We start from the raw sequence: 26,414 nt of genomic DNA, 5'->3' as shown, positions 1-26,414 counted from the left end.
TCTAAATGAAAACACGACATATCACAGGCACCGAGTGGGAAAACTATTCACCGGTGCGAAGGAAAATCGTAGAGCTCTATAACGAGTCGAGTGATGTTCACTACGAACAACCGGAATTGGATTTTGAGGCCATTGACGATCACTCGGCTTTACATTGCTTTTCTATCGACGGTATAGGCGGGGGAGTGTTGGTTGAACAGCTCGTTGGTAATGAATCGTGTGCCATCATTACGTTCGCAGCCATTGAACCTCTTTGTCGTGGAAAGGGCGTCGGGTCAGAGCTCGTGTCTCTTGCAGAAGAAACGCTTAGAAACGTTGGGATACGCTTAATCGGCGTTCAAATGAACGCCTACGACAAACCAAATTTTTGGTACAAATTTGGATTTACTGAACTGGTTCCTTTTGGAAATGGGGTGGCTCTGATTCAAGCGAGCTACTTTCGAACCTAAGTTTTGTTCAATCAGAACAACCAGGAACCAGAAGCCAAAACTCATCTGGAAAGCTCACTACTTCTTGCGATAAAACAAGTAGTCAGTACTGAATGGTAACGCAATCAACTGATCATCCCTCAGTGCATCACTACGTTTCTTTCTCGGAATCGTTTTGTAGATAGCGATGTCGTGCTCTGGCCCTACAATGAAGAATCCAAGTTTGACTCTTCGGCGCTCATCGTTTGCATAGCTGAACATGCCCGTGTATTTCTTTCCTGTAGCCAACCGACGCTGTATATGTGTAGCTCCATTGCTGAACGCATATATTTCATTCGAATCAACGACAATTTCAGCCTTGAGGCCAAGGGCGTCCGTCATCAGTTTTGCACTAGGAAATACAGATTGGACTTCAGACAACCATATTGCCGAGTGATCATCTTGGGGGTCTTCTGCTAAGAAAAACCGCTTTACCGCAACCCACTCATCCGGCTTAACGGCAACGGACTCGAAAGCATCTTGAATATCATAAGTGAGCTGATACGCAAGCGGGTCTAGAAACTCTGGAAAGCGAGCGGGATAACGCTTGGCCGTATGCTTACCGGATTCCATCGCTTTTTGATAGTACGATAGAACCTCTTCAAATCGGTTATGAGCCTCTTCGTAAACGGCCACGGAAGGTGCTTGCACTATTCGACGGATGTATTTCGGCGGCTTATACCAAGTGATAGTGCCATTGTTCAATTCGAAGGGCTTATAGAGGATGTCGGGTGAAAAACAGGCAAGAACGTCAAACTGTTCATCGACCCATTTAAGCCAATGACGTTCGGCATCATAGAAACTCTGCCATGCTGATTTACTTGCGCTGTTAGAGCTAGACATTTCGGAAAACTTAACATTGGGTTAATATCTTATTATATAACATGGGAGAATCGCCAGTGTCCAGATTGAACAGACGAATTGACGCCATCAGGCCAGCCATTGAGACAAAAGACGGTGGCAAGAAAAGGCGTAAAGAAGAGTCGAAGCCTCCGCGTTCTGATGAAGAAGCCAATCGCATTTTCGATGAGCTTTGGGAGATTAACCCTCTGCTATCTCTCACTGCGCAACTTTGCTCGTTGACCGGCTTGCGCTACACAGATGCCGCATGGTTACGCTATGACGATTTCTATGATGAATATGGAAACTTCCGCTCTCAGTTTCAACTTTGTCAGCAGAAGGTGTACCGACAACGAGTTGCGCGTAACCCCGATGAAGAGAGTGAGGCATTTCGGAGATCTCAGACGACGATATACAATACTTCAGAGATACAACAACTTGTCGAAGAAACTCGCTTTTACAGTGCAAGTAAAGAGTACCTATTCGCCAATAAAAGGAGTCAAGCTAGGGATGAGAACGGGCAAGTGATTGAACGTCCGATGTCAGTTGAAAGCGCAAGCGCACATCACCTAGTCATACGCACCAAGCTCAAGCTCCCATATACACTCGGGACGCACAGTTGGAGAAAGTATTTCGTAGCAAAACTCGTCAAAGCAGGAGCGTCAGTTGAAAAGATTCGAGATCTACTAGGGCAAGCAAGCTTAACCAGTACCAACCATTATCTCCACAGTGAAGAAAACGAATTGAAACAACTGGTTAATAACATTACATTACGATGATCACAAAGGAATTTGATGGACAAATTTGATATTGAGTCAGCATTGGAGCTGCTAATCATGCAGTGTAAGAAAAACAATATAAAGCTAGCAGGGGCTTTGGAGATTGAATCGGCAGATGCGGAATCTCCGTCAGTAATCGGCTTTACTTCTACCAATGTGAAATGCAGCCAAACAGAGTCTTTTAAAAACATTCACACAATGGTCAACACAAAAGGCGACCTTGACCAGTTCTTGATGGAACTATCTACGGCAGAGCCCTTTTATCATTCAGAGGAAGATGAGCGCTCGATTAGCTTTGGTCGCTCAAATCCACAAATCTACGTCACACAGCACTAGAAGGACACGGTTGCAATGACACAACAAAACAATACGCTCCCTATTATCGCACTTATAAGCGGCATTATAGGTATGTCGATTGGCGGTTATTCGCTTTCGAGAGTCGATACTTTAGAACAAAGAAACCAAGAACTGACCCAACTTCTCATGCTGGCTGAAGCAGAAAGTTCACCTCAAACAGCAGAACCTTTGAGCGATGAGCTTTTCAGCCAGTTTGTCATGGACAACCCCGAAACCATTATCAAATCGCTTACAAAGTTCCGATTTGAACAAGAACAAATGGCGCAAGCGCAAGAGTCAGAGCGTGTAGTGTCGTTTGAAGATGCTATCTACAACGACAAGAACGACCCGTACTTTGGTAATCCAAATGGTAAACATGTTGTTGTTGAATTTGCAGACTACAACTGCGGTTACTGTAAGCGTCTCGCGCCTACATTAGAAGAGTTCGTCAGGATTAACCCTGAAGCCAAGGTTATTATCAAAGAGTACCCAATCTTCCAAAACAAGCCATCGTCTGCGTACTCGGCCATTGTTGGAACAGCTATTTTCATGACAGAACCGGCTCTCTATGAAAAATACCATCACGAAGTGATCAGCCAACCAAACATCACTGTTGACTCGGTAGATGAAGTAATTGCCAAGTTAGGGTTAAGTAAAGATAGACTGAAGCCTAAGTTTGAAGCAGCCAAAGAGCAGGTAGAAAAGAACCGAGTGCTTGGAAGTCAGCTAAAAGTTACGGGAACACCTACCCTTATCGTCAATGGGCAAAAAGTTGGTGGCAACGTGAGCGCTCAAACGCTTATGGGATACTTTAACTAGCGTTCCAATTGAACAATCTGGACTCCTTCCTTTAGCGGCCTTTGTGCCGCTTTTTATACCGACCAATTTAGGAAATGAAAATAGCCGTGATGTAATGGAGGTGATCGCTAAAAACGAGGATTGCCGACATGGATAGAACAATCAAAGAGCTCATGCGAAACCCTAACGCATTGGCGAAATTTCATTTAACTGGTCAATTGCCGACAGTAACGTTACAACCAAGTGAAGAAACCCCTCTACGCTCGCTAATTAATCATATTCCGGTGCGCTACTGGTCAATGTTTCGCGGTACAACGCTATCCCGAGATTTAGGTTTTAAAAATACCGCAATGAAGTTCTCGAATCTTCATCAGCTAATGAGGTACATAGGTTTTAACCGAAAAGTTGCGAGAGCAGAAAGACTTCCTTACCAGTTCTATATTGATCGAAGCAAACAGACGGTCACTTTAAGCGATCTTGTTGAAGCCACTCGCGCTGTACCAAACGCCAAGCTGCTTGACAACGTTAAGGCTTGTTTACCAGAGCATCTAAAGTAAGGGGGCGATGATGGAAAAACTCTCAACATACGAAATAGCAGAGCATATGCTTGAAAGCGGGAAGGCATACAGTATAACTACTCTCTACAAAGAGCTTGGGTTGGATAAAGTCTATGTGGCCGGAAAATTTCATAATATCTATGTGAGCAAAAAATACAAAGTGAACGTTATTGAAGAAAAACCTAGAACCATACGGGTTATCGATATCGAGAATAAATGTAAGCGCCAAAATCTTTGGTCTTCCGTATTACAAGGCGACCTCTAAGGCTACTCAAAAAGACAACTTTGGGAACAGAACTATGTAGAACCCAATGACATAACAATGGGTTACTACATTTGTTATAGGTGTTTTTAATGAGAAATCGTTGTAATGAAAGCGGCTTGTGCTTTCATTATCAGCGGATTTGAGCAAACGCAGTGCGCTAGATATATAAGGTAAATACAGGACACAAAAATATGCGCTTATACTTTGGAAAATCTGAAAGTCGTGCTAACGTTAAATCAGTTTTTGTGAGCGATACCAACCTTGGTTAGCTTCAAAACCGACCCTCCTTGGGTCATAGCAGTCGTTGGGACTTTAAAACCAATGTGAAGTGTGGAAACACATTGCTGATTATCAGCGTAGCGCAGGACTCGACCTGATCATGTTTTTCATGGGATAACGGAGCTATCACAACCTAGCCGTTCTAACTTTCAAACCGTTAAGTGGTCACACTTAACACTCTATAAAACCCATCGGGCAAACTCGCCCTTGGGGTCGCAGTATGACCGATTTTTCTATAAAGAGGTCATTATGACAACATCACTATCTATCTCAATTACCAAACATCACATAGCAAGCTGTGTGAGCTCTATTCATAAAATTTATGAATTTGAGGGTGATCGCTTTGCCGTTCGTGCAGAGTTAGCTCGGTTAATTGAGCACATTGCCAACGCTCCCAAAAGAGCTTTTCGGCAATTGAAAATATTCACAATTCAGCAAGCTGCGAACCTTCATACTGAAGATCGCGTAGCTCTGACTCAAGCCCTTAACAACGTAATTCGTTAAGGTAAAAAACCCACAAGGGACACGTTCCCTTTGGGCTCATGCGTGTCTCTTGTTTTAAACTAAATCAAGGAAATGCGTATGAATATAATAAAAAAGACTTTCCTTCATTCTTTGGCTGCTCTGTTCCTAGCAATAGGGGCAAGCTGTTTGGTCACAGGAGGAATAAATTTAGCTCAGTCGAACAGTAATCTTGGCTCTAACGTCACGATTGTTGTTGCGGGGATCGTTCTTTTGATGATTTTTATGGTCATTGAAATGGGCATCACTATCTATGAAGTGTCTCTTACTAATGACGGAGGGTAATATTGGTTGAATAATCGCCTAAATGTTATACTCAAAATTGAAAGGAGAAACACCATGACAACTGGCGCTATTATCTATCTCGGCTTGTGTATCGGCTTCCTAACTCTTGTTAGTGTCGCTGGATGGCAAGTTGTAAAGTACTACAGTAAGAAATATAACCTAGATAACTAACACTCTAGGTTAACCTCAAACCCTAATGGGACACTCGCTCCCATAGGGAAGATGTGTCCCTTTTTTTTGGAGATACATCTATGTCTAACACTCAAGTTGCTGCAACTGAGAAAGTTGCAAACCTACCGGCTGCCAAGCCAAAAGTTTCGCTGATTACAAAGTTTGCTGAACGTTTTAACGTCGATGGCGGTAAACTGATGGCAACATTGAAATCTACAGCGTTTAAGCAGCGCAACGGGCAACCACCAACTGATGAACAGATGATGGCTCTACTCATTGTTGCTGACCAGTATCAGCTAAATCCCTTTACTAAGGAGATTTATGCTTTCCCTGACCAAAACAACGGCATCATACCGATTGTCGGTATTGATGGTTGGTCAACCATTATGAACAATCACCCTCAATTTGACGGCATCGAGTATCGCTTTGCCGATACTACTGTTGAGCTCAAAGGGCTGAATAAGCCGATTTTTGAGTGGATTGAATGCGTTGTTTATCGAAAAGATAGAGAGCGTCCAACCATAGTTCGTGAGTACCTTGATGAGATTTATCGCGCACCGTTCGAGAAGAATGGAAGAGTGATTAATGGACCTTGGCAAACTCACACTCGCAGATTTGCTCGTCACAAAGTTACCATTCAAACCTTGCGCCTTGCGCTTGGCTATACCGGTCTCTTTGATGAAGACGAAGCAAACCGCATCATTGATGCAGAGGCAAAAGTTATCAGTTCGCAACCGGCTATTGAGCTCGATGCGGATTTTGATTCTGATGACTCTCCATCAAGTACATCGCCAGTTCAAATTGAACAAGGTGGTATTGATGATGCAGAGTTCTTTGAAGCCACGGCGCAAGCTGAACCTGAAGTTGAGTATTTCAATACCAGCTTTGGACAGGTTTTAAAGAAAGACGCCAAGATGATTGCCCAAATGGTCGAGTTCACTAAAGAAGGCGGCTCATGGGATACAACGAAAGACTCTTTTGAAGAACGTTACAGCGAGGCAACGCTTGATTTCGCATTAAGTGAGCTCAAAGTGGCCTTCAACGAAACGTTTGACGAAGAATAAACTAACCCAAAAGTGGGGGTAATGACCCCATAGGGCGTTACCCCATCTATATAGAGAGGTAACAAAATGTCAGAATTAACAATGACTTCTGAAGCATATAATCAAATGTCTTTTGAGCAAGTTGATCGGTCTGGACTCAAAACCAACGTTGAGTGTCCTGATTGTGGTATGCAAGCGACACGCCGAGATTTCGAAGCATGTCATTCTGGTTCGGTGAACCAGCATTACTCGCTTGATTGCTCATGTGGCTATCATGAATGCGACCAAGACATGTGCTCAAAATGCGAGCAGTCGCTCGATGTAGACAACGATTCATCCATGTTAGCTGAAATGCTAACAACTCTAATGGAGAATTTAAGAGATCAAAGACGGATACACCCCGTTGATTTGAGTCTTTTAAAGCTCTATGCAGTGAAAAATGTATCGAGCATTAACGACTTTTTCTCTCGTACTAAGCGTGATTTATCAGAGCTTAGTTATGAAATGAAATTTATCGACACTGAATAACCTAAAGCACGGTTACGCTCGCATGAGATAACCACTTAGCTACACATTAAACCCAACAGGGCGTACTTGGCCCTATGGGGCATAGTGCGCCCATTGTTATCAAGACTTTGGAGAAAAGCACTATGGCTATCGTAGATTTAGTACAACGCAGCGATGCGTGGCATGAATGGCGTAAAGGCGGTATCACCGCTTCCATGATCCCCGTGATTATGGGTATGTCACCCTACCAAACCCCTTATCAATTATGGGCCGAACTGGTTGGCTTGAAAGAGCCTGATGATTTGTCTAACAACTTCCATGTTCAACGTGGTGTTGAGCAAGAGCCTGAAGCGCGTGATGCTGTAGAAGCCCAATACGGTAAGCCTTATTTGCCGGTTTGTGTCGAAGCAGATCATGAACATTTGTTTCGAGCTTCATTAGATGGTTTGTATTCAAATGGTGCAGATAAAGAGGTTCTTGAGATTAAATGTCCTTGTGAAAAAATCTACAACGAGATTTTGGAGCTAAAGGGCAAAGCACCATCTTTCCAGATGTACGCAGCACAAGTGCAGTGGCAGTTAAATTGCTCTGGCGCGAGTCAAGGCAAGCTTTTCTTTTACCTCAGAGGGAAGCGGCCAATTTGCACAACAATTAAGCGTAATGATACGTTCATCGCTCAAGCTGAAGAACAAGCCGTAGATTTCTACAAGCGCGTTCAACACAGTGAGCCGGTGCCAATGATTGAAGGTCGGGATAAGGTTGTCTATGACACGCCGGTTTCCAATACAGACAATACGTGGCTTGCCCGTGTTGAACAGTATAAGGAAAAGTCTCAAAGACTGTCTGGATTGCAAGATACAGTGAAAGCCATCAAAGCTGATTTGAAGCAACTTGAAGGCTACTTTACTGAGCAGATACCAGATGGACTTAAAACCTTCGATAAAGATGGTATTCGCGCTACTAAGGTAGAACGAACCGGTAGTATCGACTACGAGAAAGTACTCAAGGCCATTGAAGATCATTTTAATGCGGTGATACCGCAAGACTTGATTGAGAAGTGTCGAAAGGCTGACTCAGAATATTACCGCATTACCGTTTCTAATGAGCCGACCAAAACAGAAGCCGTTCAAACCGAACAGCCGATGGTGGAAAGTCGCACTGCAGAAACACCTAGCGTTTCACACGAACAACCTGGCGAAGCCAGTGTTGAAGTAGAAACACCTAAATCTGAGAGCGTTCAAGAAGAACCGGTGGCAACACCTAAACCTGAAGTGTCAATGCCTAGTGCGCCGATACCGCAAGGTAACTTCTTCGAAAAATCTCAATCCAACATGTTCTTTTAGGGGGGCGATATGTCTATCAAAGCCACAATTGAACAGAAAATTCCTCAAATTGAAGTCAACCTAGATGGTCCCGAAGGCAATATCTTCACCCTGTTTAACTTAGTGAAGCAGCTTTCTGGAAAGCTCGGGCTTGATGGCGATTTGATTATCCAACGTATGCAACATCGTAGCGGTGGATACGAACATGCAGTGAAGGTCTTTGATGCCTACTTTGGCAACTATGTCACGCTGCGAACTAAAAACCCTGAACGCTTTGCCTAACGCATAACGTTCTACCGATTAAACCTCCCTAATGGGCGACACTTGCCCTAAAGGGGTCATAGTGCGCCCTCATTCTTTATAAGGAAACGTATTATGACTACTCCAACAACTCTTACTCCAAAAGCTTTCCCTATGGACATTTTTGGTTTCGCTGGCACAAGTGTTCAAGTTCAAGGTTTTGAACCTATCGCACATCCAAATGTACCCGTGTTGAAAAAAGAGTATGTGTTTCGGAAAGAAACGCTGCGCGATGTGATCAATTTTATTGATTGCAGCTTTGGCGACGGATTGTTTGTAACCGGTTCTACTGGTTGCGGTAAAACATCCCTCATCGAGCAAGTTTGCGCACGACTCAACTATCCCGTTCAATCATTCACTTGTGGCGGTTCCACTGAGTTCATGGACTTGGTAGGCCAATGGGTGATGATTAAAGGGGAAACCGTCTGGATGGATGGTTGTTTGACTAAAGCCATGAAAGAAGGGCATGTATTGATTCTGAACGAGATTGACCTAGTTGATCCGGCAGAGCTCGCTAACATGAATGCCATTATGGAGGGCTCACCTTTGGTGATTTCTCAACTTAATGGTGCTGTGGTTCACCCACACCCTAACTTCCGCGTGGTTGCTACAGCTAACTCAAATGGCTCTGGTGATTCAGGCTTGTATTCTGGTGTTATGCGTCAGAATTTAGCTTTTATGGATCGATTCAGTGTTATCAAAGTGAGCTATGCGGCACCCGAAGTTGAAGCTGAAATACTGGCGAAAGTTGCACCGCAACTTCCAAAAGTAATCAGAACAAAAATGGTCGAACTCGCTAATAAGGTTCGCACTGTTTTTCAAGGTGAAGATGATGCCGGTGTTGAATTATCGGTAACATTCTCTACTCGCACATTAATTCGTTGGGCGATTCAAACTCAACGTAGCCAAGGTGCGCCATGCCCATTAAGTTATGCGCTTGACCGAGCTCTACTTAATCGATGTTCAGATGAAACAGAAGTGGAAGCTATTAACACTTGGGCTATCGCTCTGTTTGGTTCTAACTTCGAACCAGAAGCCTAGTGCTTCAATAAAGACACCCAACGGGGTATTTACTCCGCATGGGATAAATGCCTTTTTGGATAAACCGAAAATCAAGAGGTATTTATGTTCGACATATATTTAATGTTGTACTTGGCTTTGCGGTTCTTATTTGCACACAAGCGGTCTATCGGTAAGTTTCTAGGAGACTTGGGACAAGCTGGATACACTGGTGCGTTTGTTGCTGCGGTTTTAACCGATGTAACATTGAACTGCTTTGCGTTGTTTGGACTAGGACTGTCACTAACCTATGTGGCAACCAAGCTAAAAACAGCGTAAACTTTAAGCACAGAACAACGAAGGAGGAAGTTATGGAATTTGTACTCATTGTATCAGCCATAGCTTTGCTAATTGGTCTACTTACACTTAACGCACCGCAGCTTATGAACTGGTGTAAGAGTAAGATGAACCAACATTAAGACAACGATAAGAGATAGCGACTAGCACTCTTATCTACAACTCAACCGCCAAGGGCATACTCTCGCCCTGTGGCGCAAGGTATGTCCTTTTTTATTAAAAATTGGAGATACCATTATGACCACATCAACTGCAAAACAAGTCCTTCAAGACGTTATCGCGGTAAACCTACATTTTTCTATCTGGACAGGTCGGAAAATGTTAGAAGAAAATGACCTTTCTCTAAACGGCGAAGCGCCCCCACGAGAAGTCATTAACCTCGGCTCCAAGCACACAACTGATCCTAAAGCGCTGAAAGTGTTTCACACTCTCAAACGTCAAGCGGAAAGGCTGTGTCTACGAGTTGGTATTCCGTTTTTGGGTGGCTACGCTATTCCAACCCACAAAGCAGATGACGTAGCCAAAGAACTAGCAAAAATCATTGCCAAGTTCGAGGCTGAGAAAGATGCTTACTTGCTCAAACATGAATCCATTCAAGATGAGTGGATTGGCAAGTTTCCCAACTATGAACAAATCCTTCGAAAAGCGTTAACGCCAACAGAGGATGTGAAGAATCGGATTAACGCCAATTTTTCCATGTTCCAAGTCCAATCGGCTGAACACAAAGTGCAAAGTGCTTCTACGGGTTTAGATAACCAAGTAGAGAACTTAACCGGCACATTGGATTCAGATATTTTGAAAAGCGCCAACAAGCTACTTGCGAGCCTAACTGGTGCAATTCAACCAAACCAAGTCAACGTTCGTGGCCTTCGTGACCTACGAGAAAAAGTTGAGGGTTTGGCCTTTCTAAATGGTCGGTTTTCCAAACTTGTTAACAAGATTAAGAAAGTCGAAGGGGCAATGCCCATTACCGGCAAACTCAGTCAAGACGAAATCAACTTGCTTTCAGGACTTCTCTTTAGAATGTCCGACGAAAACAAGCTACAAGCGTTAATGTCGAGTATGAGTGAACCGGAACCAACCAAAGATGAAGTTACTCCATTCGAGCCAGCTTCTATTTCAGATGATGACTTTGAATTTGAAGCAGACTTTGATTTTGATGAGCCGACAACGGTGCAGAAAACATCAAATCCAGCAGACAACTCATCGTTCAGTTTTTTTTAAATAAAGGAATAGATTATGAAAAATGATCTCATTTGGGTGCGTTACGCACTCTAAACAATACTCACGCTTCTGGCTGTGTATTTCGCTCTGTCACCGGCACTTAAAGCAATTGCGACTGCTAAAACGGGTGACGTATTATTTTTGCAAGTCATTGCTGATTGGTTGATTGAACAATTAAAAGGGCTCTTCACAGCAGTTTTGTGCGGTGGTGCTATGTGGCTAATCAAACAATCCAAGCTAGGTTACTACTACTAAGTTAACCGGCTTTCCAACCTCCCAACGGGAACTATTCCCGTGCGGGGTAGTTCCTTCTTTTTTAAGGAACTACTTATGCAAAACCTTCAGACATTGGGTGTTCATAGGACACACCAACCTTTTACGTTAGTTTTTGATGTGCAGCCATGCCATCGTCATTTTCGGTATAGCGCAGATATCTCGCTCATCGACGGTGAATCACTAACCATTCAGGCTATGCCGGTCTATCGCAGTGGAACAAGTTCTCTGACTGATCAAACCGGTTCCGTTCGACTTGAAGTTGTCAAAAACAACCCTAGTCGGAGTTGGAAGCTTTATGAGCTCATTTACACCAACGTTGTCACATCACATAGCGACTTAGGCCGCGCTGTGCTGTGCGAGTTGGAAGAGGCTCTAACGAAAGCCGGTGTTCTTCCTGAACATCAGCAACTTTCCATTACGTTCAAGCAAGACAACATCTTGCGTTCAATTGCCGCATAGGAGGCATGTTATGTATCAAGTAAAACTCGAAGTTCATGGTTGCGAAATTAAGCGGTATGTAGCAAAAGTAAAGAGTGAACAGACTGGCCTTTTCTTCTCCGTTGAGGTCACTCACGCTCATGCCGACACTGCTTACCACTCGATATTCGACCAAGATGTAAAATTTGCGGTTGAAACTTGTATTGTTAAGAACCCTGACACATGGACGTACCACGATCTAATCAAGCGTCAGTATGTTATGAGTCAGCATATGTGGATATATCTTGCGAAGCTGCTCGTCAACCTGAACGTAGTGGAGAAAGGGCAACAAGTTGAGTTCTGCTATGAACGGAATGGACTTCCTTTTACAACCTACGTAAGAGCGGGAGAGCTAGATGCAGCTTAAAGCCCATATCGAAGTTTGTGTAACGTCATTGTTGTTCAGACTTATTGAAAGCTGTTCGCTTGTTCGCTATATGCACGAGTTCGACAAGCATACCTTCCTCATCGATGTTCAAGCCTCAAGAAAAATTGGCTCTGACATGGAAGAGATCGTCATGCTAATTGCGTATCACTCTGAGTATGACAAGAGTGAGTTAGTCAATTGCCAGTTTATTCATATCACAAAAGAGTGATGCCATATGTGTAAGAACTGTAAAGATGGAATTTGCACTAACCGTTGCGTTCCTATCAAACCAATAAAGCCAACCCGCTAGGTTGGCTATCAACAAACCCAACGGGTACACGTACCCGACAGGGGAAATGTACCCATTACTTATTAAGTTAAAGGTACATTTTATGAACAATCATACTTTACGCGAGCAAGCTATCATCGATGCTTCGAACCTCTACCTGAACTACGCACTACCGAGAGATATTCCCTTTGGTGGTTGGGAAATGAGAGAGTTTATTGAAAGCAATACGATGAGCGTTTATACCGGCGAACCTGTTGAGGTAATTCTAAATCTTATCGATGTTACAGCAGATGCTCTTATATCATTTGCAGAATCTAACAAAGAGAAAGATGAAGAAGTGGCGGCAAGATGGCTCAAGCAGCACATCGAAGTTGAACACCTCAATGCGCTTACTAAAGGTGCCTTAGCCGATATTTGGTATGACGCTGAAGACCATAACGATTCTGAAGCGGCTGCTATCATCATTAATACGCAAAATGCGATGAGCACTGTTTCATCAAAACTCCACACTGTAATGGTTGGGGGTGATGATGAATAAGATCATAGAACGGCCACAACGGGAAACCGATGCCGGCCACAAAATATTCACCAATGTTGTGAGGTTGCCGCAGCAAGACAGTGGTAACGCACTAAGCATTGTTCGACTGAACAATAAGCATATTGGGGAATTTAAAAGACGTACCGCCGTGTTCATACAGAACACTCATAATCGAAAGTGGACTATCCGCTACATTATGGGAAACGGTGGCACAGTAAAGGGGCTTACCAAAAGTTCTCTTGCCATTGATTACGATGGTATTTGTGACCTAGCTGTTCAGTATGAACAACCAGCACGGATTATCATCAGAAAGGCTACATTTAACGAAAGCTTGATGTGGTTATTGAAGTCTCCGGACCTAAATATTCGGTTAAATACTCGAATCGCTCTACTTAGCGCGGTACTTGCCATCTACAGCGTCATGTTGACGTTTGGAGGTATGGCATGAGTATCTTCAACATTTGGTTAGCTGCTATTTATAACCTAGCGGTGAGACTCTACAGAGGTGAGCACAATGTTTTACCACTGGCGATGTGCGAAGCAGCGAGAAGAAGCTTTTGGGTTTTCTTTGCTATCAACTTCGTTTTTTACGTCATAGAAAAAGTCATTTGGGGTAAAGGCTTTCCTCACCTTGGGGATGCCATCTTAGTGACCTATTTAGTTGTCGAACTTGCTGCCATTTGGTACGCAATGTGGCAGTTAAACAAAGAGCCTAAGCAAATCAGTTTGACGGCTTAGAATTGATAAATCCAACCGTAAGGGTAACGCGCCCTTATGGGTAGTGTTGCCCTTATAAGGAAGCACTATGGACGCACCAATTAACTTCAAAACCTATAAATCTGAGTTTTCCCTTTGGGGTGAAAGCGAAGATTTATTTATCGACACTGAGCTGTATGGTTGTAATGAAACCGAGTTTGAAAAGTGGCTGAATAACCAACGACTTTTCATTAAGCGGTACGCTACATCAACTTACACTCAACTTAAAGACATGCAAATGCCGACTAAGAAATGGTCATTTTTCCAAATGCACTATGAACGGCAAACGCGAACAAACTATCTCGTCAATCGTTATCCTGATGGCTTCTTTGAAGCAAAAGGCAAAGACGAAGATGAGGTGGCTTGTTTCCTTCCTGACACTTACGGAAAGAAGAAATATCGAATTTCTTTCTACCGTAAAAATGGCCCTGTGAATCACGAAACCTATTCACACCGACTAGATGCACTTTCTCACTTAGCTAATCGCGGCTTTACCGCTTGCGAGGGTGCGCTAGATGCACTGGTTGGAACGAATGAGTGGAATCGGGGCTTATACATAACGAAATGGCTTGCTGAAGGTATTCATCCGATGGATGGCCTGAAGCGTGAAAGCCACAAACCTGAAGTGCAAATGCTCTTTGCTGATGCGCTTTAAATAACTAACCCAACGGGGAAACTACTTCCCTAACGGGGTGTATTTCCCTGTTTTATAAAAACTTAGGAGATACATTATGGGATTTTTCTCATTTAAGACAGCAGATACACAAGAGTCAATTGCGAATGTTCACGCGGGACATCCAAACAGCAAGCGACCTGTTTATTTACTACAGCCAAATGGTAAAGAGCCTTTTGAGTGTACTCATTACGATGGGTATGGAGTTTTTGGCGGTGTTGATGCTTACGCTTGGCTAGCCAAGATGAACATCGATAATGCGGCTGACTTAGACCTTTACGATGACTGTGATGAATTACGGCAGTGGGGAATAGCTCTGGCTTTCCATACTCCTAATAAAGTCCAGTTTCCATTGAAGTTCAGTTACAACAAAAACGCTGTATATGAACATTTACCGAAATCAGAAAGTTGTGAATACCAAGGGTACTTTTACGATTGGAATTTTTAGGTGATGTCTATGCAAATTACTTATGAATACTACTGTGTCCTTCGTTCACACTCTTGGAGTCGCCATAAGGCTACCAAAACACTGAGGACGAACGGTTCATACTCTTACTTTACGTATCACTTAGTAGAGTAACCTTAATACACACCTAAACGGGTAGACCTTACCCGTTGGGTCATAGGTTTACCTTTTTTTGGAGAAACCTATGAAGAAACTTACTCACGTTGTGTCATTTTCAGGTGGCCGGACTAGCGCTTATCTGGTTTGGCTTATGGAGAGAGCGCGGAAAGAGTTTGGTTGGGATGTTAAGTACGTCTTTTGCGATACCGGCGTTGAGCATCCTGCAACTTACAAGTTCATTAGAGACATCATCAAGTTTTGGAACATTGATCTGATTATTCTACGAGCCGTGGTTAACCCCATTCTCGGACAAGGTAACTCTTATCAACAGTTCGAGCACAGAGACTTGATGAATAGCGCAGTAATGCCGCCTTTTGAACCCTTTATGTCAATGATGATCAAGTACGGTACACCAACGGCTTTAGGCCCGTATTGTTCAGAGCGTATGAAAAAAGACGTTACTGAGGCGTACTGTAAAGATCACTTCGGCAAAGACAACTTTGTAACATGGTTAGGAATGCGTACCGATGAGCCAGCTCGGTTAAAGCCGAAAAAAGGCATCAAGTACCTTGCAGACCTAATTGATATCGAAAAACAAGATGTTTTGGAATGGTGGAGACACCAACCATTTGATCTTGAGTGCGAAGAATGGGAAGGAAATTGTCTGCTGTGCGTTAAAAAGTCATCTGCAAAGATAGCTTTGGCAGCGAGACAAAACCCACACTTCTATCGCATGTGGAAATACCACTTGGAGCAAAAAACCGTTCGAGAAAAAGAAGGGTACGACAAGTTGGTTATGTATCGGGGAAGACTCAGCTTAGATGGGATCGTTCAACTGTATGAAGGACGAACACAAGCCGATATTTTCTCTCGCATGAAATGTCAGAAGCGCTTTGAAACGGGCTCCTGCACTGAAAGCTGTGAAGCGTTCAAGCTTGAGGGTGAAGAAATCAATTTCAACGTCGTTAACCAACAGGTTTACAAAGACTTCGAAATCGAACTTGAAAACCTGCAAGACCAATTAGAGCTATTCGCTGCTTAATTATCCTTACTGAAACCTACGGGTAAACCTTGCCCGTAGCGGCATAGGTTTACCTTTTATGGAGATAGACCTATGAAAAATGAACTACTGAAAGACTCACTGCCACTTATCGGCGCTGGCCTTGGTGACAAGCTAGGCGTAAAGATAACGGTATCGGGAAATCAAGCTTGGACAGACGGCAAGACCATCAACGTCCCAAGCTTCAACATTTCTTCCAAGGAAGAAAAAGATGCGGTTCTTGGCTTTATGAGTCATGAGGCAGCACACATTAAATTCGATACCTTTAAAGGGATTCAACGTAGCGATGTCGATGTACCGGTTCGTAAAGTGTTCTGGAACATATTCGAAGACCTACGCATTGAGAAGGCCATGATTGATAGCATGATTGGCACGAAGAAATGGATTAACCAAATTTGGTTAAACCGGCAAGCTGAAGGCAAGCGAAAGCCTGTCACTGAAGATGCCGAACCCATTTCGATCATTAACGACCTGTTGTTATTTCACTGCCGAGTAAATCACCGAGGCCAAACTCATTTACAGCCGTACTTGGATGCCGCCGAAAGTGCCTTTATCGGTAAGGTTTCATGGAAACTGCATAGCAAGCTAATAGCGCTGTTAGATAGCAAGCTCGATACCTTATCAAGCTCTGTCGATGCCATGAACCTTGCGAAAGAAGTGGAAACACTTTTGCAGCAGCATGAAGAGGATGAGGATGAGCAAGAAGAACCTGAACAAGAGCAATCAAGTGAAGGTGATGAAAGCGAGTCTAACGAGCAATCTGAAGAGTCTGAAAGCGAAAGCCAAGACGAATCTGAAGATAGCGACGATAACTCTGAGCAAGCCGGTGATGAAGATGATTCACAGTCGGAAGAAAACGCTAACGGCAATAGCCAAGGCGAATCTAACGATGAAGAATCTGAAAGCGCACCTGGAAGTTCAAGTGAAACATCCAATCGTGGTGAAAGTGAAGAAGATTCAGAAGCCGATGAGCAATCATCAAACTCTGGTCAGCTACCACAACAACCAAATGGGCCATCCAAAGAAGAAGTTGAAGCGGCGATTACATCAATGCTAAATGCTTCAGAGGATGACATAGAAGATGAAATGGAATCTTTCGCAAACTCGATGGAAACGTTAGCAAAGGCTAACGCTAGTCGGGAGGTCGCAATCCCTAATTCATCAGCTATCAACGGTAATAAAGGTTATGGAATAGACCGCTTGCAGCGATGCAAACGAACCTCTAACCAACTTACCGCAACACTACAAGGCGTTGTTCAGCAACAGCTTGTCGTTAGAAGCCGTACTGCTAATAGCGGTAATCGGCTTAATAGCAAAGTGTTGTATAGAGGCGCTACAGGTGATCCACGTTTGTTTAAGACTAAGACCAAGAAAAAGGAGGTAAATTCCATTGTGGAAATTGCCATCGATAATTCGGGCTCTATGGTCAACCAAACAACGAGTGACGGTAAAACCCTTCTTGCTGTAGCGAAAGACGCGCAAACGGCCTTAGCGTTAGCTCTTGAGAAAATCAATGGCGTTAACGTAACAGCGTCAGCGTTTCCTACGTATGGCTCAAGATATGAGGTTTTCAACCTTCTGACTGAAAACGAAAAAGCAGCCAAGCTTGCTGATCGTTTAGAGGAAGTCCGTGGTTCTGGTCATCATACGCCGAGTGCAACTGCCATGTGGCATTGCATAAAGACTGTCATGAATAGCCAGAAGAAAAAGAAAATCATCTTGTTTATTACTGACGGCTGGCCTAACGGAGAAGAACACCGACCTCTCATAGAGTTGGTTCGTAAAGCTGAACAAAACAACATAGTTGTCATTGGCATTGCGATTGGTTCTATCTCAGAAAGACCAGAAAATTTTAGACAATACTTCAACAACGCCGTGTTCATTGAGGACATGAGCGAGTTGAAAAAGGAAATGTTTGATATCGCCAAGAAAGTCATTGTCGATTGAAAACAGCACCATAAACCAACCCACGGGTACACTTACCCGTTGGGGGTGTGTACTCGTCAATCCGAGGTACACATTATGAACCTGCACCCATCTTTAGATAAAGAACGGCAAGGTAATCTCTTTCCGGCATCAATGGACAGTGACACCGAGTTTTGGTTTATCTGGTCAGACGAAGAAATTATACACATCCAGAAAGCGATGCTAACGCAAGCGCTATCTGAATTACGGGACCACCGTAAATCTCCAAAAATGCGTATGGAAGCATGGAACTGGTTGATGTCAGATGATGACCACCCGTTCTGTAGCCGACTCTGCGCTGCCAATAATGGATACGATATCGACATTCTACGGTGCCAAGTGCGCCGATTAGTGAAAGATATCTAGTCACCATACAGAAACCCAACAGGGAGCATTCCCTAATGGGGCGTGTTCCCTCTAAGGAGCACAATTATGCCTTTCTTTTTGATCGCTTTTTGCGTCCTTTGCTTTGGCGTAGCTTGCTACGCCTGTGAGCATTACGCGCAAAAATACTGATAAGTCTCGCGTTCGCATTCTTCTTCATTGGGGCTTTTCAAAGCCTCTTTGGTTCGGGGTTTTGATAAGCCTCAATGAACCAAACGGAGAACGCTATGAACGCAACCACTACTCGTTATCAACTCAACGAAACCACTTCAGAATGGACGGACAGTGAAATTCGAAACCTTTGCTTCAACATGCTGAAAGAAGCTGTAAGGGAAATTCGAGATCACCGAAAGTCTCAACAAATGCGGGAAGAGGCCAGAGAATGGTTATTGAGCAATAGCCAATCACCATTTTCAGCCATCAACTGCTGCGATTACGCTGGTATAGATATCCACAGCCTAAGAAAGAACGTGGACCGTCTAACCAATGGAGGACTTTATTTATGAACTTCCGTAACAAGTCAGATGCGGTGAGAGCCGCAGCTCAAGGACGATGGTTAGAAATTTTTGGCGCTTTGGCACCAGATTTACGCGATGCCATTGAAAGCCGACCACACCATGTACCTTGCCCGAAAAACGGCGGTACTGACGGTTTTAGACTCTTCAAAGACGCTGGACAAACTGGCGGGGGGATTAGTAATCAAGATGGCGCTATGCCTGACGGTTTCTCCTTGCTCATGTGGCTGTTTGAGGAAAACTTCGCAACGATTCTCAACGATGTCGCTGAGTATTTGAACGTCGATAACTGGAAGGACAACAATGTTCAACCGAGACAAGTCAAACACTCTGAAGATTACAAAAGTGAGATTGTTGTAGATGAACAGACGCTAACAAAACGTCGCCACAAACTCAGAGAAATTTGGAGACACAGCATTGCGCTGCATCATCCAAACGCTGAGTTGGCGAGAAAATACCTTTCTAGTAGGGGTATCGACGTTAACCGGTTAAGTCTTGAAGGTTTAAGTAAAACCATGAGACTGCACCGGCATTTGGCGCTTTGGCAAGATGACACATTCTTGGGGTATTACCCTTGCTTGGTTAGCTTAGTCAGCTATGACGACGGCACACCGGCAACTCTTCACAGAACGTACCTTGACGCAAATGGGCAGAAACTAACGTTTGCTAAAGGTGTGAAAGTGATGGCGAAAAAAATCATGTCAGCTTGTACGGGTAAACGTATATCGGGCGGAGCAATCCGCTTTGGTAAACCAGTTGGGGGAGTGCTTAATGTCTGCGAAGGCATTGAAACTGCACTTTCTGTCATGCTCGCTAAACGACAGGCCGTATGGTCTTGTATTAGCAGCACGATACTTGCTACGTTCGAACCACCTGAAGGCATAACGCACATTAATGTGTGGGCAGACAAGGACAGGGAGAAGAACGGCAAGTCTGCCGGATACGATGATGCAATCAAGCTCTTCGAGCGAATGGAGAAAAAGGGGATCGTAGTGAACATTCTACTTCCTCAAGACCCCATTCCAGAGAACGATAAAAGCGTAGATTGGAACGACATCTTGGTTCGACGCGGTATCAACGCGTTTCCGAAAACGTCCCATCTAGCTTACGCATAGGAGTTTGAAAACATGATCACGTTTATCACAGACATTAGAAAAGACGATGAACCTGACATTCTGACACCGGTAAAGCACGACGCTTTATTGATCGTCAGTATAGAAGGCCAGTTGCTCAATAGATTCGAAGCTCCCGCATTGGGATGGTCACACGAAAGTCTTTGCGCTCTTAGTGACACATTTCCAAAACAGTGGTCCGTATGCGGTGCTGATGCACTACTAGGCGAACAATGGGTTGGTAGCAGCGAAATCTAATTATTAAGGAAGCTCTAGCCTAAACTACCTCTCAATTTTGAGGGGTAGTTAGGTTGCTTCAAACACTCTCACTTCGGAAAACAAAAAACTATGAGTTAATAGAGTTAACGGCTGAATACTTGTCAGCGCGATTAACTGTATTTACTCAACTAATACATCGGATAACTCATGACAAGAACAACAATAGCGCTACTAACACTGGCTTTTACTAGCTATCAATCGATAGCTAACACAACGGAAAAATTGACACCACAAGAGGCAGGATTCGACCAATTCTACGAAGAAAAGGAGAGGGGTTGGTACTGGTACGAGCAAAACCAAAAACCTGAAGAGGAAACTGTACCTGAGCCATCTAACCAACCGACTGTTATTCCCAAAAAGCAGAGCCAAGACGTTCAATCTGAACGCCCCTTGAGCCAGAAATGGTTTCGAGAAAACTTCGAAAAGTACCGTGACGCAGCAATGAATAATCCTCATGACAAAGAAGCGATGAGAACCTATCTCTACCTAGAAAAATACATGACAGATAAGGCGATGGCATTTGGTTATGAGCGACAAAAAGCCATTTACTCTGATCCGTTTTTGGATAGCACTGCTAGACGCTCTACAGCAAATTTCGGCATGAGGTCAATGAACATTGATGCAGCTAACCAAAGAAAAGAGGTTTTAAAGCGATTGGCAGAGGGTTCGGGGATCGTATTCTTCTTCCGTTCAGACGATAGCTACAGCGCTCAACAAGCGCCTTTACTTGTCAATATTGGCAAGCACTATGGTTTTGAAATAAAGCCTGTCAGCATTGATGGCAACAATTTACCAGAGTCACCTTGGGAGGATTCGGAGATTGCAGTTAACCAAGGGCAAGCAGAAGCGTTGGGTGTACAAAAAGTCCCCGCGATGTACCTGTTTGTCGCTGATACAAACGAATTTGAAATGATTGCTCAAGGGCTTCAAGCTCAAACTCAGCTTGAGCAAAGAATCATGTACGCTGCCAATCGAGGTAACTTGATTAGCAACAATGAGTTCAACACCTTAAAAGCAAGTGGTTTATATAAGGATATCAATGGCAATACAGGCGTTATTGGGGTGCCTCACGACGCACCAGAAGCTTTTATTCAACTCTACAAATCATCACAAGGACAGTAATAAAATGAATAAAGTCACACTAGCACTATGTCTTGCTTTACCACTGAGTTTTCCAACACTTGCCGGTTCGATTTCTACACAAATGGACAGTGCGTTCAACTCAATGGTCAATACCACTACGCCAAAGATGTACAACACTGCACGTAGAGGGGTGCTATCAGGCGGTGGAGTCTTTGTGAGAAACGACATTAAGCGCACTAATTTGGTTTCAATGACGCCTCCTACGTTCTCATCTGGATGTGGAGGAATCGATCTGCAAGGAGGTTCTTTCAGCTTTATTAGCGCAGATCAGTTTATTGAAACTTTTCAAGCCATCGGGTCTAACGCTATCGGTTATGGCGTAAAGCTTGCGCTCCAAAGTGCATGTCCTACGTGTGAAAACATCATGACATCACTACAAAAAACCGCAGAATTTGTGAACAAAATGAACATTGATAGCTGTCAAGCTGCGCAAGGAATCGTTGATGCAGGTGTACAGCTCTCGGCTGGATTAAATGCAGATAATGCAGCAAAAACAGCTAGAGTCGCTGCCGGTGGATTTAGTGACATATCCGAAGCAATGAACTGGTTAAATACTGAAGGAGAAACAGCAGCGAATAACTTAAAAGATAACGATCCAAACAAATACAAAGAAGCAATTACAAAGAATATTGCATGGGGCGCGTTTGTTCAAAACAATGTGAAGTCTGCATATCCATCAGGTGATAACACATTATTAGAGCTCTTTATGTCGATTACCGGCTCAGTGATCGTCAAAGACGATGGGGGAGACGACCAACCCGTTCGAACCATTAAATTAGCCGGTCATCAAGTCTCTCTTGCAGACCTCATGGCTGACACCACAAGTAAACCCATCAAGATTTACCAATGTGATACTTACGACAAGGATGGCTGCTTAAAGGTAAAACCAAACCCACAAAAAAGCTTCACCGACAAGGGAATGAAAAAACGAATCTTCGATGCGATGGCGGGCTCTAACGGAATCATACAAGCTTACGCCAACGATACCGATTGGAGTAATGAAGCAAAAAAAGCACTTAGCTTGTCATCAATTAACGCTCAATTGTGTCTCACAAAAATCTATGAGGCCATGTCCAACAGCAAAGATAACGAAGCGTCGGCAATATCCATAGCAGACGCCTGTGCCGCACGAATGTCATTGGAAATGACGTTTTCGATGGTTATTGGGTTTATTCGTTCAGTTGAAACCATGATCAAAAATCCAGATCCTAAGTTCACAAACACCGCAGCGCTTGAAGAAATGCAACTGGTACTCGAAGAAAGCCGAAAAAGATATATGGAAGAGTATTCCGTCCTCTCTGAAACATACTCTGTCAACAACATCATCAAGATCATCGAGAACGCACAATTCACCGGTGGTGATGCTCGTGGTATCACTAGAAGGTAGGGAATATGGGTACAGTTATTTGGGAAATAGCAAGTTATGGCGATGTCATAACCTTACTTCAAATCTTTAACGCCATTTCTGTCATATTTCAAAATGGTGGTTATCAATCCGCAGCCATAGCAATCAGTATATTTGTTGTGATTGGTATGGCTGTAACCAATCTAGTCGGTGGTGCAAAGGAAACTGGCCTAACGAAAGTTTTCGCAGGGTTTATCGTCTTCGCATTTGGCTTTGGTACGCTTACTTCCGTCAGCATAGAAAACCGCTACGATGGTACAGTGACGCAAATCGACAACATTCCTGTCGCCGTCGCTGTACCGGCATCACTGATTAGCAGTGTTGGTCTTTGGATTACAGAGAAATCAGAAATCGCGTTCTCCAACACCGGCTCACAAAGAATCACGACTGATGGATACCTCTCACCCCTCAAGGTTATAGCTAACTTACGTCGAGCGACTTACTCAGATAGTTGCCCTTCTGGTATGGCCGCTTCCAGCAACAGTTATAACCTTTGTTACAGCTTGAGAAACTACATGGCCGACTGCGCGGCAGTGAAAGCCAATCGTGATACTCAAAGCCTCGAAATGCAAAAGGACTATATTCTTACAGCTATGCAGTTCAATTCGAACGCTTTCTCTACGGAACTGATTAAGGCAGATAAGAGTGTTGAGTCGATGTCCTGTAGTACTGCCTACACCAGAATCGTCAGTGAGCTCAGTGCTACCGAAACATCTAGGCTTAATGCCCTTGGTGGAGTCTTAGGCACTCGCACCGGTGAAACAGGTATCGACAAGATACAATCAGCAATGGCAGCCATTGCCGCTGATTCAACCAAAGCGACCAACTTCGCTAACTCAATCTATCTCGCACACCCCGCAGAAGGCGGAACTGTTGACTACTTCATGAAAATTGGTGCAGGCGACATTGCAGAAAACTACGCTACTTCAATACAACAGCGTAACTATGAATGGTCATTACAAGCCGACATGTTCTTGAGCATCATGGACAAGGCTCTCTCTATATTTGAAGCAATAATGTACGCTATTGCGCCATTTATCGGGCTTATGATCCTGACCGGCAGTACTGGTATGAAGACGTTGCTTCTCTATTGCCAAATGTTGCTAGTTATACAGTTCATGCCTCCAATGCTCGTCATCGTTCAAAACATCATTTTGGCGGATATGGCCGCTTACGAAAAGAGTCTGATTGGTCAAGGGATGGTTGTTGGCTCTCTCGATTACATGATTGCACTAACTAAAAAGGCAAATGAACTCATGGGGATGGGCGGCATGATGGCAACTACCATTGTACCGGCTTTGGCTATGTCACTAGCCACAGGTTCGGGCATGGCAATGATGGGTGCTATGCGTGGCCTCGCTGCTCCACCAAAAGACAGTGACGCTGTACCAAACAGTGCCACTCAAGGAGGTACACAAGACTTTGGTAAGCTAAATAGCTCCGCTCTCAATCGCTACGGCGATGCGTGGACAGAAAGCAATAAAGATTCCGTCGTGGGTGTAAGCTCTGCTTCAGATTGGAAGTCGCAAATAGATGAAAAGCACTCTAGAGCAACCCAAGCGGAAAGCTCCTATCAGAACACTCGCTCCGATGTAGCTCAAGCTATGAATGACCAAAAATTCACATCTTCTCAAATTGCGAAGATGTCAGAAACGCAAGCATCAAGTACGACTGATAGTTCAGATTGGGTTTCTTCTGCCTCGACATCATTCACCGATACTGGTCAAATTTCAGAATCCAATGCAAAAATGTTAGCAGGACATGTTGGCTTGGCAGCAAGACTCGGGCTAGATTTTGCAAACATCAATGGTGAGGTAAAAGAAATGTTCACCGATGGATTGACTTCGAATGAAGTCCAAGCTCTTCAGAAAATGTACGACACAGGCGAAATAGACAAGCTACAGCAAAGTTTCAAAGATGAAGTCATTGCCGAGTCTTCTGAAAGTAAGGATTTAACTGTTGGTAACTCTAAAATCGATGGTCAAATAAGTAAGGTTGATGATGCCTACAAAGAAGCAAAAACAGCTAAAGAGGAATATTCTGCTTCCATAAGCACAATGCGCGGTATCAAGGCCGAAGATTCGGACATTGAGGGTATATATCATCGCCTTGGTGAAGATATCGCAATGAAACAAGAGCACGACAGACTTTATGATAGCCTTAATGATATTGAGCGTGAACAATATGCAGCTTCAATGGAAGAGCTGTCTCTACGCATGGACGAAGACACAGCGAAGATGGTCGCTTTGTCATCTACACTGAAAGACGCCAATCGAAGTGATGACTTCTTTGATGCTGTGACTAAGAGCGGTGTTTTCTCAACACCAGAGATAGACACTGACAGCCTCAACCAGAGATCAGGAAACACCCACCTAACTACATCAGGTAGCCAAGTCAGTACAACTGAGCCTTCAACGACAGTAGAGAGTAACGTTCCCACAAAGGCAGCAGTGGATCAATTCGATGAAGAAAACCAAGCGAGAGTTCGTCAAGCTCAAGAAGCCCAAGCGCGAGCGGCGGCAGAAAACGCTAGGGCACTTCAAGCAAAAAATGCAGCCATTATTGAACAAGGAGAAGAAAATATTGCAGCTAAAAGCGATTTTTCCTTCTTGAATATGGCTCAAAGCGGAGAGCAATTGGAGAGATACTACGAAAAAATCAAGAGCTTTATTACGGATTCCGATGAACCTGAGACACAGAGGACAAAAGAGCAAGTTATTCAGGATGCCAACCAAGATATCGATGAGCAAATTGCCTATCATGACCGAATGATTGCGCAGAACTCAAAACCACTAAGTGATCATTATCTCAGCGACGATACGAAGGAATATTACCGACAGAACATAGCAGACCACATGGAACTCAAAGATAAACTTGAAGCTGAAAAGACTAAACTAAACTCAGGACAAGCATATAATACAAGTGTCGAATTAGATAGAGATCAAGATTGGTACTCTGATAGAAAAGAATTATCAGAGCGTCTAGCAACAGCCGAACAAGTCAGGGAAATGCTAAAACAAAACATAGACAATGTAGGTGTAGATGAAACCGCAAAAAACAACTTAGATCAATTTACAAACATGAATAATGAAGAGATATCATTCCTCAAACAGCAGATTGAAAACATTGACAACAACAAAAACTATTCTATGAACAAAGATGACAGTTCAAGTGCAAGAGCTCAAAGAAACCCTACAGAGGGAATACCTTTATAACACCTAATATATTCGTGGCCTCACTTGTTAGCTATAACTTGTGAGGCTTTCTCAAAATAACAATAAATGAAACTCAACAACCACCAAAGTCTCCCTACAAGATTGTTTACGTTCTACACTGAGTATGTTCGTTTTTATCATTTGATTACAAACCCATGATAAACCCTCTCGATAATTTCTATATGTTCAATAAAAAACCTTCTATTTCCAATAGACAGTTAGTACTTTCCACCGCCAAAACCATACCACCATTTCGCAGCCTTTCCACCTTTTGGCTGAATGGAACCACTCTCTAGCTTAATAAAGACAAAAAACACATACAGACCAATTAAAAACAAATACAT

General features: G+C 43.6%; 32 protein-coding genes and 1 pseudogene. 32 read left to right on the top strand and 1 reads right to left on the bottom strand.

Going from position 1 to position 26,414, the window contains the following annotated elements:
* Positions 1 to 5 precede the first annotated feature (5 nt).
* Positions 6 to 449: a GNAT family N-acetyltransferase gene (locus AAA946_RS23840; protein ID WP_338167268.1), complete on the top strand. Its 444-nt coding sequence runs from the start codon at positions 6 to 8 to the stop codon at positions 447 to 449.
* A gap of 57 nt (positions 450 to 506) precedes the next feature.
* Here the strand turns inward: AAA946_RS23840 and AAA946_RS23835 are convergent, their stop codons facing one another.
* Entirely contained in the window at positions 507 to 1,310 is an 804-nt protein-coding gene (locus tag AAA946_RS23835; RefSeq protein ID WP_338167267.1) for a hypothetical protein, read from the bottom strand.
* Between the two features lie 56 nt (positions 1,311 to 1,366).
* Here AAA946_RS23835 and AAA946_RS23830 point away from each other — a divergent pair, with 56 nt between their 5' ends.
* From AAA946_RS23830 to AAA946_RS23680, 31 genes and pseudogenes are all read left to right on the top strand, one after another.
* Positions 1,367 to 2,086: a tyrosine-type recombinase/integrase gene (locus tag AAA946_RS23830; RefSeq protein WP_338167266.1), complete on the top strand. Its 720-nt coding sequence runs from the start codon at positions 1,367 to 1,369 to the stop codon at positions 2,084 to 2,086.
* A 15-nt stretch (positions 2,087 to 2,101) separates the two neighbouring features.
* Positions 2,102 to 2,422 (top strand): hypothetical protein, encoded by a 321-nt coding sequence (locus AAA946_RS23825; RefSeq protein WP_338167265.1) that lies wholly within the window; start codon positions 2,102 to 2,104, stop codon positions 2,420 to 2,422.
* Positions 2,423 to 2,437: 15 nt separating this feature from the next.
* Positions 2,438 to 3,241 carry a DsbA family protein gene (locus tag AAA946_RS23820; RefSeq protein WP_338167264.1) on the top strand — a complete coding sequence of 268 codons (804 nt, stop codon included), beginning with the start codon at positions 2,438 to 2,440 and terminating at the stop codon, positions 3,239 to 3,241.
* Positions 3,242 to 3,369: 128 nt separating this feature from the next.
* Positions 3,370 to 3,777, top strand: coding sequence for a hypothetical protein (locus AAA946_RS23815; protein ID WP_338167263.1), 408 nt, complete (start codon positions 3,370 to 3,372; stop codon positions 3,775 to 3,777).
* Between the two features lie 10 nt (positions 3,778 to 3,787).
* Positions 3,788 to 4,042 (top strand): hypothetical protein, encoded by a 255-nt coding sequence (locus tag AAA946_RS23810; protein WP_338167262.1) that lies wholly within the window; start codon positions 3,788 to 3,790, stop codon positions 4,040 to 4,042.
* A gap of 528 nt (positions 4,043 to 4,570) precedes the next feature.
* Positions 4,571 to 4,825 carry a hypothetical protein gene (locus AAA946_RS23805; RefSeq protein ID WP_338167261.1) on the top strand — a complete coding sequence of 85 codons (255 nt, stop codon included), beginning with the start codon at positions 4,571 to 4,573 and terminating at the stop codon, positions 4,823 to 4,825.
* 78 nt (positions 4,826 to 4,903) lie between these two features.
* Positions 4,904 to 5,128 (top strand): hypothetical protein, encoded by a 225-nt coding sequence (locus tag AAA946_RS23800; protein ID WP_338167260.1) that lies wholly within the window; start codon positions 4,904 to 4,906, stop codon positions 5,126 to 5,128.
* A 251-nt stretch (positions 5,129 to 5,379) separates the two neighbouring features.
* Positions 5,380 to 6,015 (top strand): annotated as a pseudogene (locus AAA946_RS23795) (RecT family recombinase); the annotation flags it as partial.
* A gap of 414 nt (positions 6,016 to 6,429) precedes the next feature.
* On the top strand, positions 6,430 to 6,870 hold the full coding sequence (locus AAA946_RS23790; RefSeq protein WP_338167259.1) for a hypothetical protein: 441 nt from the start codon (positions 6,430 to 6,432) through the stop codon (positions 6,868 to 6,870).
* 122 nt (positions 6,871 to 6,992) lie between these two features.
* Positions 6,993 to 8,192: a YqaJ viral recombinase family protein gene (locus tag AAA946_RS23785; protein ID WP_338167258.1), complete on the top strand. Its 1,200-nt coding sequence runs from the start codon at positions 6,993 to 6,995 to the stop codon at positions 8,190 to 8,192.
* A gap of 9 nt (positions 8,193 to 8,201) precedes the next feature.
* Complete coding sequence (locus AAA946_RS23780; protein ID WP_338167257.1) at positions 8,202 to 8,453, top strand: hypothetical protein; 252 nt, start codon at positions 8,202 to 8,204, stop codon at positions 8,451 to 8,453.
* A 93-nt stretch (positions 8,454 to 8,546) separates the two neighbouring features.
* Positions 8,547 to 9,512, top strand: coding sequence for an AAA family ATPase (locus AAA946_RS23775; RefSeq protein ID WP_338167256.1), 966 nt, complete (start codon positions 8,547 to 8,549; stop codon positions 9,510 to 9,512).
* A gap of 84 nt (positions 9,513 to 9,596) precedes the next feature.
* A complete protein-coding gene (locus tag AAA946_RS23770; RefSeq protein ID WP_338167255.1) occupies positions 9,597 to 9,809 on the top strand; it encodes a hypothetical protein in 213 nt (70 codons plus the stop codon).
* A gap of 255 nt (positions 9,810 to 10,064) precedes the next feature.
* Entirely contained in the window at positions 10,065 to 11,051 is a 987-nt protein-coding gene (locus AAA946_RS23765; protein WP_338167254.1) for a DUF3150 domain-containing protein, read from the top strand.
* A gap of 330 nt (positions 11,052 to 11,381) precedes the next feature.
* On the top strand, positions 11,382 to 11,786 hold the full coding sequence (locus AAA946_RS23760; RefSeq protein WP_338167253.1) for a hypothetical protein: 405 nt from the start codon (positions 11,382 to 11,384) through the stop codon (positions 11,784 to 11,786).
* Between the two features lie 10 nt (positions 11,787 to 11,796).
* Complete coding sequence (locus tag AAA946_RS23755) at positions 11,797 to 12,171, top strand: hypothetical protein (RefSeq protein WP_338167252.1); 375 nt, start codon at positions 11,797 to 11,799, stop codon at positions 12,169 to 12,171.
* Positions 12,161 to 12,400, top strand: a complete 240-nt coding sequence (locus AAA946_RS23750; protein ID WP_338167251.1) for a hypothetical protein — start codon at positions 12,161 to 12,163, stop codon at positions 12,398 to 12,400. The genes AAA946_RS23755 and AAA946_RS23750 overlap by 11 nt, the downstream gene beginning before the upstream one ends.
* Positions 12,401 to 12,563: 163 nt before the next feature.
* Positions 12,564 to 12,998, top strand: coding sequence for a hypothetical protein (locus AAA946_RS23745; RefSeq protein ID WP_338167250.1), 435 nt, complete (start codon positions 12,564 to 12,566; stop codon positions 12,996 to 12,998).
* The gene (locus AAA946_RS23740) at positions 12,988 to 13,446 is read left to right on the top strand and encodes a hypothetical protein (RefSeq protein WP_338167249.1); all 459 of its coding nucleotides are present in this window, start codon (positions 12,988 to 12,990) and stop codon (positions 13,444 to 13,446) included. Before AAA946_RS23745 ends, AAA946_RS23740 begins: the two co-directional genes overlap by 11 nt.
* Positions 13,443 to 13,736, top strand: coding sequence for a hypothetical protein (locus AAA946_RS23735; RefSeq protein ID WP_338167248.1), 294 nt, complete (start codon positions 13,443 to 13,445; stop codon positions 13,734 to 13,736). The genes AAA946_RS23740 and AAA946_RS23735 overlap by 4 nt, the downstream gene beginning before the upstream one ends.
* Positions 13,737 to 13,803: 67 nt before the next feature.
* A complete protein-coding gene (locus AAA946_RS23730; RefSeq protein WP_338167247.1) occupies positions 13,804 to 14,409 on the top strand; it encodes a hypothetical protein in 606 nt (201 codons plus the stop codon).
* A 76-nt stretch (positions 14,410 to 14,485) separates the two neighbouring features.
* Entirely contained in the window at positions 14,486 to 14,875 is a 390-nt protein-coding gene (locus tag AAA946_RS23725; RefSeq protein WP_338167246.1) for a hypothetical protein, read from the top strand.
* Positions 14,876 to 15,077: 202 nt separating this feature from the next.
* Positions 15,078 to 16,034 carry a phosphoadenosine phosphosulfate reductase domain-containing protein gene (locus tag AAA946_RS23720; RefSeq protein WP_338167245.1) on the top strand — a complete coding sequence of 319 codons (957 nt, stop codon included), beginning with the start codon at positions 15,078 to 15,080 and terminating at the stop codon, positions 16,032 to 16,034.
* A 72-nt stretch (positions 16,035 to 16,106) separates the two neighbouring features.
* A complete protein-coding gene (locus AAA946_RS23715) occupies positions 16,107 to 17,999 on the top strand; it encodes a vWA domain-containing protein (protein WP_338167244.1) in 1,893 nt (630 codons plus the stop codon).
* Positions 18,000 to 18,074: 75 nt separating this feature from the next.
* Positions 18,075 to 18,383: a hypothetical protein gene (locus AAA946_RS23710; protein WP_338167243.1), complete on the top strand. Its 309-nt coding sequence runs from the start codon at positions 18,075 to 18,077 to the stop codon at positions 18,381 to 18,383.
* Positions 18,384 to 18,628: 245 nt separating this feature from the next.
* Entirely contained in the window at positions 18,629 to 18,907 is a 279-nt protein-coding gene (locus tag AAA946_RS23705; protein ID WP_338167242.1) for a hypothetical protein, read from the top strand.
* Complete coding sequence (locus AAA946_RS23700; protein WP_338167241.1) at positions 18,904 to 20,031, top strand: DUF7146 domain-containing protein; 1,128 nt, start codon at positions 18,904 to 18,906, stop codon at positions 20,029 to 20,031. Before AAA946_RS23705 ends, AAA946_RS23700 begins: the two co-directional genes overlap by 4 nt.
* A gap of 12 nt (positions 20,032 to 20,043) precedes the next feature.
* Complete coding sequence (locus AAA946_RS23695; RefSeq protein WP_338167240.1) at positions 20,044 to 20,286, top strand: hypothetical protein; 243 nt, start codon at positions 20,044 to 20,046, stop codon at positions 20,284 to 20,286.
* 168 nt (positions 20,287 to 20,454) lie between these two features.
* Entirely contained in the window at positions 20,455 to 21,429 is a 975-nt protein-coding gene (gene traF, locus AAA946_RS23690; RefSeq protein ID WP_338167239.1) for a conjugal transfer protein TraF, read from the top strand.
* Positions 21,430 to 21,433: 4 nt separating this feature from the next.
* A complete protein-coding gene (locus AAA946_RS23685; protein WP_338167238.1) occupies positions 21,434 to 22,837 on the top strand; it encodes a conjugal transfer protein TraH in 1,404 nt (467 codons plus the stop codon).
* A 5-nt stretch (positions 22,838 to 22,842) separates the two neighbouring features.
* Positions 22,843 to 26,070 carry a conjugal transfer protein TraG N-terminal domain-containing protein gene (locus tag AAA946_RS23680; protein ID WP_338167237.1) on the top strand — a complete coding sequence of 1,076 codons (3,228 nt, stop codon included), beginning with the start codon at positions 22,843 to 22,845 and terminating at the stop codon, positions 26,068 to 26,070.
* The last annotated feature ends 344 nt before the right edge of the window (positions 26,071 to 26,414 follow it).

Source organism: Vibrio sp. 10N (assembly GCF_036245475.1).
GTDB lineage: Bacteria > Pseudomonadota > Gammaproteobacteria > Enterobacterales > Vibrionaceae > Vibrio.
This window is presented reverse-complemented; position numbering and strand designations above follow the sequence as displayed.

Coding starts and splice junctions, on each gene's coding strand:
- AAA946_RS23840 (WP_338167268.1), top strand. CDS start 6: ATGAAAACACGACATATCACAGGCACCGAGTGGGAAAACTATTCACCG.
- AAA946_RS23835 (WP_338167267.1), bottom strand. CDS start 1,310: ATGTCTAGCTCTAACAGCGCAAGTAAATCAGCATGGCAGAGTTTCTAT.
- AAA946_RS23825 (WP_338167265.1), top strand. CDS start 2,102: ATGGACAAATTTGATATTGAGTCAGCATTGGAGCTGCTAATCATGCAG.
- AAA946_RS23820 (WP_338167264.1), top strand. CDS start 2,438: ATGACACAACAAAACAATACGCTCCCTATTATCGCACTTATAAGCGGC.
- AAA946_RS23815 (WP_338167263.1), top strand. CDS start 3,370: ATGGATAGAACAATCAAAGAGCTCATGCGAAACCCTAACGCATTGGCG.
- AAA946_RS23810 (WP_338167262.1), top strand. CDS start 3,788: ATGGAAAAACTCTCAACATACGAAATAGCAGAGCATATGCTTGAAAGC.
- AAA946_RS23805 (WP_338167261.1), top strand. CDS start 4,571: ATGACAACATCACTATCTATCTCAATTACCAAACATCACATAGCAAGC.
- AAA946_RS23800 (WP_338167260.1), top strand. CDS start 4,904: ATGAATATAATAAAAAAGACTTTCCTTCATTCTTTGGCTGCTCTGTTC.
- AAA946_RS23790 (WP_338167259.1), top strand. CDS start 6,430: ATGTCAGAATTAACAATGACTTCTGAAGCATATAATCAAATGTCTTTT.
- AAA946_RS23785 (WP_338167258.1), top strand. CDS start 6,993: ATGGCTATCGTAGATTTAGTACAACGCAGCGATGCGTGGCATGAATGG.
- AAA946_RS23780 (WP_338167257.1), top strand. CDS start 8,202: ATGTCTATCAAAGCCACAATTGAACAGAAAATTCCTCAAATTGAAGTC.
- AAA946_RS23775 (WP_338167256.1), top strand. CDS start 8,547: ATGACTACTCCAACAACTCTTACTCCAAAAGCTTTCCCTATGGACATT.
- AAA946_RS23770 (WP_338167255.1), top strand. CDS start 9,597: ATGTTCGACATATATTTAATGTTGTACTTGGCTTTGCGGTTCTTATTT.
- AAA946_RS23765 (WP_338167254.1), top strand. CDS start 10,065: ATGACCACATCAACTGCAAAACAAGTCCTTCAAGACGTTATCGCGGTA.
- AAA946_RS23760 (WP_338167253.1), top strand. CDS start 11,382: ATGCAAAACCTTCAGACATTGGGTGTTCATAGGACACACCAACCTTTT.
- AAA946_RS23755 (WP_338167252.1), top strand. CDS start 11,797: ATGTATCAAGTAAAACTCGAAGTTCATGGTTGCGAAATTAAGCGGTAT.
- AAA946_RS23750 (WP_338167251.1), top strand. CDS start 12,161: ATGCAGCTTAAAGCCCATATCGAAGTTTGTGTAACGTCATTGTTGTTC.
- AAA946_RS23745 (WP_338167250.1), top strand. CDS start 12,564: ATGAACAATCATACTTTACGCGAGCAAGCTATCATCGATGCTTCGAAC.
- AAA946_RS23740 (WP_338167249.1), top strand. CDS start 12,988: ATGATGAATAAGATCATAGAACGGCCACAACGGGAAACCGATGCCGGC.
- AAA946_RS23735 (WP_338167248.1), top strand. CDS start 13,443: ATGAGTATCTTCAACATTTGGTTAGCTGCTATTTATAACCTAGCGGTG.
- AAA946_RS23730 (WP_338167247.1), top strand. CDS start 13,804: ATGGACGCACCAATTAACTTCAAAACCTATAAATCTGAGTTTTCCCTT.
- AAA946_RS23725 (WP_338167246.1), top strand. CDS start 14,486: ATGGGATTTTTCTCATTTAAGACAGCAGATACACAAGAGTCAATTGCG.
- AAA946_RS23720 (WP_338167245.1), top strand. CDS start 15,078: ATGAAGAAACTTACTCACGTTGTGTCATTTTCAGGTGGCCGGACTAGC.
- AAA946_RS23715 (WP_338167244.1), top strand. CDS start 16,107: ATGAAAAATGAACTACTGAAAGACTCACTGCCACTTATCGGCGCTGGC.
- AAA946_RS23710 (WP_338167243.1), top strand. CDS start 18,075: ATGAACCTGCACCCATCTTTAGATAAAGAACGGCAAGGTAATCTCTTT.
- AAA946_RS23705 (WP_338167242.1), top strand. CDS start 18,629: ATGAACGCAACCACTACTCGTTATCAACTCAACGAAACCACTTCAGAA.
- AAA946_RS23700 (WP_338167241.1), top strand. CDS start 18,904: ATGAACTTCCGTAACAAGTCAGATGCGGTGAGAGCCGCAGCTCAAGGA.
- AAA946_RS23695 (WP_338167240.1), top strand. CDS start 20,044: ATGATCACGTTTATCACAGACATTAGAAAAGACGATGAACCTGACATT.
- traF (WP_338167239.1), top strand. CDS start 20,455: ATGACAAGAACAACAATAGCGCTACTAACACTGGCTTTTACTAGCTAT.
- AAA946_RS23685 (WP_338167238.1), top strand. CDS start 21,434: ATGAATAAAGTCACACTAGCACTATGTCTTGCTTTACCACTGAGTTTT.
- AAA946_RS23680 (WP_338167237.1), top strand. CDS start 22,843: ATGGGTACAGTTATTTGGGAAATAGCAAGTTATGGCGATGTCATAACC.